Consider the following 1,832-nt stretch of genomic DNA (forward strand, 5'->3'; position numbering starts at 1 on the left):
GACTCCTTTGTAATATTTTGGTTAATAAGCAATTTTCCTGCCAATGATTTCGGTCCTCAACTTATGCATTTCGAGTTAACAGATTGAAGGAAAGAAAAACAGGTCATTGAAAAAGGCATGGAATCATCGTATATTCGTGGTGACTAAACCATACGAAAGGATGATTCCATGCCTACCACGAATATATCACAAATTCTCCCGGATGTCATTAAACATGTTCACTTTGCCCGTAAAGAACAGAAGAGATTCGTTCTCAGTTATTCCTTTGCCTTGTTCATGGCAAACTACAAGAACACCAAAAGGCTCGCTAAGTTATGCGGTTGCTCTCAATCTTCTGTTTCGAGATTTCTGAATACTGATTCTATTTCCACCAGAGCTTTATCTTACTCAAGAGTTGAATATATCTCGGCTTTCATGGCGAAGAATGCTTTGACTCCTAAATACATCATTCTGGATGAAACGGTAATAAAGAGACGTGGAAATAGAATTGAGTATCTTGGCAAGTTTTACTCTACAACAGAGAGGAGAATCGTGACGGGAATCTCGCTGCTCTCATCCATAGTATGGATAAATCGAAAACTCTATTTCCCTTTGTTCTCCTCTTTGAGAACAAAAGAGAATCTGACAAAACAGTTCGTTGAATTGCTCAAAAGGATCCCGTTCAGAAACACTATCTTACTCATGGATGGTGGCATACTCTGTTCCGAGTTGTTCTTTGAAGCTGTTAAATCAGGATACACAGTGATCGGTAGGTTAAATCCCGTTATGGATGTTATCTTCAATGGTGTAAAGCTACCTCTTGCATCATTGAGAAAACAAACAAAAGGAACAACTTCTGTTGTGGTAACTATCCCAAAATACAACAATGCGAAAGTCAAGCTTGTTTTTCACAACACGCCACAGGAGGACAGAGTGATTCTTTGCAGTGATATCTCCATGACTGAGCAAGAGATACTCGAGCATTATTCAAAGAGAAACTACATCGAGACCTATTTCAAGGAAGTAAAGCAGAACTTTGGACTAAAACCACAGGTCTTTTCGGCAAAGAGTACAGAAAGGCATGTTGAATTAGTACAGCTTGCTTTCACCGTATGGATATTAGCGAGATTCTATCGTTCTGTCAAAGACCAAATAGGATTGAGGGATTTTCTCGAGAAACTCAGGCTAGACTATTATCTTTGGCTTGCTCCAAAAATGATTGAAACTGGTTACCAGGCTATTCCTCATCCTTTTGAGTTTCTTGTTAATTCAAAGTGCATAACTTGAGATAGTAAAATAATATCGGTGTAATGATAATGAATATTTTGGGAGAAAGATTAAGAAAAGCACACAATGCAGCTGAGCTTAGTTAAAACGAGGTAGTTAAACAATTGAAGGTTGCGAGAACCACAGCTAATATGTGGGAAAATAACGCCAATGTTCTCGACCTCTTGACTTTGGCTAAATTAGCTAAGATACAAATGACATCCGACCATCTTCTCTTTATATCAAGAAAAACAATGGGATAACGGATGCGAAATTACTGAGGTGGTTGTTAGTTATAAGAGAAAATTCCCGAATCTGTAAATAAGTTCCGAGGGGGAATAAAAAGTGAGAAAACTTCTCCTTGCTTTTCTTCTTTTGATGTTTGTTGCTATGCTGCTTTCAACGCTTTCTGGTTGTGCAACTATTCTAACTTATAGAATCGATAATTCTGAGATAATGGAAAAAATTGAGAAAAATTGGTCGCAAGAATATAAAGAAGTGGCAAAAGAGCTTGGAATTTTTCCCAATGAATACAGGCCAAATTATGTTTTACCAGTAGCTGGAGATTTGTTGCCTATATATATTAT

2 protein-coding genes are annotated in these 1,832 nt (G+C 37.6%); both read left to right on the top strand.

Translation table 11 applies throughout. The features are described from left to right. The first annotated feature begins 168 nt into the window (after nt 1-168). Nucleotides 169-1,266 (top strand): transposase, encoded by a 1,098-nt coding sequence (locus tag J7J10_04515; protein ID MCD6130193.1) that lies wholly within the window; start codon nt 169-171, stop codon nt 1,264-1,266. Between the two features lie 324 nt (nt 1,267-1,590). Then, nucleotides 1,591-1,832, top strand: a 242-nt coding sequence (locus tag J7J10_04520) for a hypothetical protein (protein ID MCD6130194.1), incomplete at its 3' end; no start/stop codon positions are given.

Source organism: Deltaproteobacteria bacterium, from assembly GCA_021159305.1.
Lineage (GTDB): Bacteria > Campylobacterota_A > Desulfurellia > JAGGSF01 > JAGGSF01 > JAGGSF01.

Bases quoted from the DNA above. Each gene is read 5' to 3' on its own strand.
- J7J10_04515 (MCD6130193.1), top strand. From the start codon at position 169: ATGCCTACCACGAATATATCACAAATTCTCCCGGATGTCATTAAACAT.